This is a genomic window from Mycobacterium sp. 852002-10029_SCH5224772 (assembly GCF_001667315.1).
Classification (GTDB): Bacteria; Actinomycetota; Actinomycetes; order Mycobacteriales; family Mycobacteriaceae; genus Mycobacterium.
Genome location: NZ_LZHT01000057.1, coordinates 1 through 5149 on the forward strand (window position 1 = coordinate 1; position 5149 = coordinate 5149).

Sequence of the window (5149 nt, forward strand, 5' to 3'; positions counted from 1 at the left end):
GCCCGTCGTGGATCTCGACCACCGGCACGCGCCGGCCGTTGACGTACGTTCCGTTGAGCGAACCGTTGTCGATGGCCAGCCACTTGCCCTGATCGAAACGCAGCAACAGATGGGCGCGCGAAATCAGCGGGTGCGTAATGCGCATGTCGGCCCGCAGATCGCGCCCGACGACCACGTCGTGGCCTGCTGCGAAGGTACCTTCCGATCCTTCGTGATGGACGGTTAGCGCTGGCGGGGCTGGTGCTGACATCGCCACAACTGTAGCTTGCAGCCCTGTGGATTACCTTGCCGCGGCTGGGACGTCGGGCGCGCCCGTGACGACGCAGTGGGTACGGGTGTAGATCGTGGGCATGCACCGATTGCAATGCGTGCACGCCGAGTGCACGTGATGCTGGGGGTCCTCGGCGGCGATCCGGTTGATCAGATCCGGCTCGGCCAGCAACGCGCGGGCCATCGCGACGAACTCGAATCCCTCCGCCATCGCCAGGTCCATCGTCTCCCGGTTGGTGATGCCGCCGAGCAGGATCAGCGGCATCGTCAACTCGGCGCGGAACAGCTTCGCATCGCGCAATAGATAGGCCTCGCGGTAGGGGTATTCGCGCAGGAACTTCTTGCCGGTCATGCGCATGCCCCAGCTCAGCGGCGGCTTGAACGCCCCGGCGAACTCCTTGAGCGGCGCGTCGCCGCGGAACAGGTACATCGGGTTGACCAGCGAGCTGCCCGCGGTGAGTTCGATCGCGTCCAGCCCGCCGTCCTCCTCCAGCCACTTGGCCGTGGCCAGCGATTCCTCCGTGCTGATGCCGCCGCGCACGCCGTCGGCCATGTTCAGCTTGGCGGTCACCGCGATCGGTGTGCCTTCCTTTTCCACCGCACGCCGCACGGCCATCACCATGCCGCGGGCGACCTTCGCCCGGTTCTGCAGCGATCCGCCGAACTCGTCGTCGCGGCGATTGATCAGCGGGGACAAAAACGAACTCGCCAAGTAGTTGTGGCCCAGATGGATTTCCACGGCGTCGAAGCCGGCCTCGATGGCCAGCCGCGCGGCGTTGGCGTGGGCTTCGATCACATCGTCGATGTCCTCGCGGGTTGCCTTCTTGGCGAACCGCATCCCGATCGGGTTGAAGAACCGGACCGGCGCCAGCGCCTTCGCCTTGTTCGACTTGGCGTTGGCCACCGGGCCGGCGTGGCCGATCTGCGCGCTGACCGCTGCGCCCTCGGCGTGGATCGCGTCGGTGAGCCGGCGGAACCCGGGCACCGCCTCCGGCCGCATCCAGATTCCGTTGCCCTCGGTTCGCCCGCCGGGGGAGACGGCGCAGTAGGCGACGGTCGTCATGCCGACCCCACCGGCGGCGGGCAACCGGTGGTATTCGATGAGGTCGTCGGTCACCAGCGCGTCCGGGGTGCGGGCCTCGAACGTCGCGGACTTGATGGTGCGGTTGCGCAGCGTGATCGGACCGAGCTTGCCGGGGCTGAACACGTCCGGAGGGGTAGGCATACCGGGAGCCTAATGGCGATCGCAAGCGCGGCGAAGCCGGGCGTGGCGGGTCGCCATCATCGGGCACCGTGGCGATCGCAAGCGCGGCGAAGCCGGGCGTGGCGGGTCGCCATCATCGATATCTGCCAGACTGTCAGCGTGGGAGCAATCACACTGGACGGCAAGGCCACCCGCGACGAGATCTTCGTCGACCTCAAAGAACGGGTGGCCGCATTGACCGCGTCGGGACGCACCCCCGGTTTGGGCACCATCCTGGTGGGCGAGGACCCGGGTTCGCAGGCCTACGTGCGGGGTAAGCACGCCGACTGCGCCAAGGTCGGGATCACCTCGATCCGCCGCGACCTGCCTGCCGACATCAGCACCGCCGTGCTCAACGACACCATCGACGAGCTGAACGCCAACCCCGAATGCACCGGTTACATCGTGCAGCTGCCGCTGCCCAAGCACCTGGACGAGAACGCGGCCCTGGAGCGGATCGACCCGAACAAGGACGCCGACGGCCTGCACCCGACGAACTTGGGGCGGCTGGTGCTCAACAACCCGGCCCCGCTGCCGGGCACACCGCGCGGCATCGTGCACCTGCTGCGCCGCTATGACGTCGAGATCGCCGGGGCGCACGTGGTCGTCATCGGCCGCGGAGTGACGGTGGGTCGCCCGCTGGGGCTGCTGCTGACGCGGCGTTCCGAGAACGCCACGGTGACCTTGTGCCACACCGCAACTCGCGATCTGCCGGCGTTGACCAGGCAGGCCGACATCATCGTGGCCGCGGTCGGGGTCCCGCACCTGCTGACTTCCGACATGGTCCGTCCCGGCGCCGCGGTGCTCGACGTGGGGGTCAGCCGGACCGACGACGGACTCGTCGGCGACGTGCACCCCGATGTGTGGGATGTGGCCGGGCACGTGTCACCCAACCCCGGCGGCGTGGGCCCGTTGACCCGCGCGTTCCTGCTGACCAACGTCGTCGAGCTGGCCGAACGGGAATGACCGCGCGGACCGTGCTGCGGGCCCAGTGGCCGATTCTGTTGGTGGGCCTGATCTTTGCCGCGGCGCTGGCCCTGGCGGGGGCCAACTTCTGGCGCCGCGGTTCGCTGCTGATCGGCATCGGGGTGGGCGTGGCCGCGCTGTTGCGATTGGTGTTGTCCGAGGAACGCGCCGGCCTATTGGTGGTGCGCGGCAAGGGAATCGACTTCACCACCACCGCGGCGGTCGGGGCGGCAATGGTCTATATCGCGTGGACCATCGACCCGCTGGGCACCGTTTAGAGACTCGGCAGCGCCGGAACCTGGCCCGGTATCTGGCCGCCCATTCCGGGGATTTGTCCCGTCATTCCGGGGATCTGCCCGCCCATTCCCGGGATCTGCCCGGGCATTCCCGACATTCCGGGCATTCCCGGAACCTGCGGCATGGCGCCGGACAGGTTGCCGCTGGCGATGTTCGCCATCGTCTCGGGGCAGTAGGTCTGTATCGCGATCGTGGTGAACAAGCTGGCCATCTGTGGGGACATGCCCCGGCCGGAGACGCTGGACGCGGCAGCGGCGAAGCTGCCGCCGGGTTTCGAGAGCATGGGGCAGATCGATTCGCCGACGGCCATCGCGTTTCCGGGTTCGCCGAAGTCGACGCCGGCGTGATTGAGCGCGTCGATGAAGTCGTCGCCGTTGCCCTCCGCTTCGGCCGGCGCCGCGAATGCCGAGGCCACGGTGAGCAGGCCGGCGACCGCGGCGAGCAGGCGAATGGTGAGGGGCTGATGACGCAAAACCCCGATCCATCGATGAGTTCGTGCACGTGCCGTCACGCCAGCCTCCCCGTCCGCCCTGGAGTGCACGGATCGCACTCGAACCACGCCTACGAACTCTGAGCTATCACTGTCACGTTTGCGAAACGGTGGGGTAAAGGTTTGCGCAATAAGCGTTTCGTGAGAGCGGTGCGCTCGCGATGTCGATTATTAAGCGTCCCTTTGGGCCGGCGGATCGACGCCACACTGTGATCTGACACGGGTGGCGCCACCGGATTTCCGGACGCGAGATGGGCCAGAATCCGCCCAATGACGCCCAATCGTAGCCGTCCGCCCGACCATGAGCTCTCGCGCCAGACTTTTCTTCGCGGCGCGGTTTCCATGTTGGCGACGGGAGCGGTGTGGGGCACGGCGCGGGCGGCCGCGGACCCCGCCGCCGGCTGGAGCGGCCTGGCCTCGTCGATCGGCGGCAGCGTGCTGCTGCCGGCCAATGGTGCCCAATTTTCCACCGGTAAGCAGGTTTTCAACTCGTTCTACAACGGCTCCAATCCCGCTGCGCTGGTGAAGGTTTCGTCGCAGGCCGACGTGCAGAAGGCGGTTGCGTTCGCCAAGGCCAACAATCTCAAGGTCGCCCCGCGCGGCGGTGGGCATTCGTATGTCGGGGCGTCCAGCGCCAACGGCACCATGGTGCTGGATTTGCGCGGGCTTCCCGGTGCGCCGAACTTCGACGGCGGCAACGTCACGGTATCCCCGGCGACGAATCTGTATGCGGTGCACCAGGCTTTGGCCGGCGCCGCCCGTGCGGTGCCCTCCGGGACCTGCCCCACGGTCGGCATCGGGGGGCTCGCACTCGGTGGCGGTGTGGGGCCGGACGTGCGGCGCGTGGGACTCACCTGCGATGCGTTGCGATCCGCGACCGTGGTGCTGCCCAGCGGCGACGTGGTCACCGCGTCCGCCAACGACAATCCGGACCTGTTCTGGGCGCTGCGCGGTGGTGGGGGCGGCAATTTCGGGGTGACGACGTCGATGACGTTCGCGACGTTCGCCACCGGCGACAGCGATCTCGTACGGCTCGATTTCCCGCCGTCCTCGGCGGTGCAGGTGATCACCGGGTGGCAGTCCTGGCTGGCGAACGCCGACCGCAACACGTGGGGGATGGTGGACCTCTCGGTCGGTTCGGCCCAGGCGAACTGCCATGTGCTGGCGACGTCTCCGCCGGGCACCGGCCCCGGCGTGGTCGACGCCCTCAAGTCGCTGATCGGGCTGGCGCCCACCGCGGTGGCGAACAAGACGCTCACCCGCATGGACCTGGTCACCTATCTGGCCGGCGGCAGCGCGACCAGTCCACCCCGCGGCTTCGTCGCCGGATCGGATGTGATCGGCCCGATGACTTCCGCTGCGGCGCATGCCATTGCCACCGCCATCGGGCAGTGGCCGGCGTCCGGGTCGGGGCAGGCCTCGGCCCTGATCGATCCGTTGGGCGGCGCCGTGGCCGACGTGGCCCCCGCCGACACCGCGTTCCCGTGGCGCAATCAGTCCGCGGTGGTGCAGTGGTATGTCGAGCCGGCCGGTAACCAGGTCACCGCCGCGAATGCCTGGGTCGGCACCGCACACCAAGCGGTGCAACCGTTCTCGGTGGGCGGCTACGTCAACTACCTGGAGGCCGACGCCGCACCGGCGCGCTACTACGGCTCGAACTTGGCGCGGCTGGGTGCCGTCCGGCAGAAGTACGACCCCGACAGGCTGATGTTCTCGGGGCTGAATTTTTGACGAAATCAATTGCGCGAGTGTGAATCTATGTCGGTCGTGGAGGCCGCTTTTGTCGGTGGGGCCCGATAGTTTGGGGGTGTGAGTTCCACTGGTCTGCCCGATGTCGACGCGGTGTTCGACGCGCTCGATGCCGAGGTGGACCGTGCCTGCGC

At 68.0% G+C, this 5149-nt stretch carries 6 protein-coding genes; 3 read left to right on the forward strand and 3 right to left on the reverse strand.

The annotated features are described in order from the left end of the window. The coding region (locus tag A5775_RS24795) for an FHA domain-containing protein (protein ID WP_156660665.1) at positions 1-256 on the reverse strand (256 nt) is incomplete at its 3' end. Positions 257-280: 24 nt separating this feature from the next. Beyond that, the gene (locus A5775_RS11365) at positions 281-1495 is read right to left on the reverse strand and encodes an NADH:flavin oxidoreductase (protein WP_067251981.1); all 1215 of its coding nucleotides are present in this window, start codon (positions 1493-1495) and stop codon (positions 281-283) included. Between the two features lie 138 nt (positions 1496-1633). On the opposite strand from A5775_RS11365, the gene A5775_RS11370 reads away from it, so the two are divergent. Both A5775_RS11370 and A5775_RS11375 read left to right on the forward strand, forming a co-directional pair. Beyond that, positions 1634-2479 (forward strand): bifunctional methylenetetrahydrofolate dehydrogenase/methenyltetrahydrofolate cyclohydrolase, encoded by an 846-nt coding sequence (locus tag A5775_RS11370; RefSeq protein WP_067251991.1) that lies wholly within the window; start codon positions 1634-1636, stop codon positions 2477-2479. Further along, entirely contained in the window at positions 2476-2757 is a 282-nt protein-coding gene (locus tag A5775_RS11375) for a DUF3017 domain-containing protein (RefSeq protein ID WP_067251983.1), read from the forward strand. The genes A5775_RS11370 and A5775_RS11375 overlap by 4 nt, the downstream gene beginning before the upstream one ends. Here the strand turns inward: A5775_RS11375 and A5775_RS11380 are convergent. Beyond that, positions 2754-3287, reverse strand: a complete 534-nt coding sequence (locus A5775_RS11380; protein WP_197512518.1) for a DUF732 domain-containing protein — start codon at positions 3285-3287, stop codon at positions 2754-2756. The two genes, A5775_RS11375 and A5775_RS11380, sit on opposite strands and share 4 nt — an antisense overlap. Before the next feature lie 249 nt (positions 3288-3536). On the opposite strand from A5775_RS11380, the gene A5775_RS11385 reads away from it, so the two are divergent. Beyond that, on the forward strand, positions 3537-4997 hold the full coding sequence (locus A5775_RS11385; protein ID WP_067251988.1) for an FAD-binding oxidoreductase: 1461 nt from the start codon (positions 3537-3539) through the stop codon (positions 4995-4997). Positions 4998-5149: the final 152 nt, after the last annotated feature.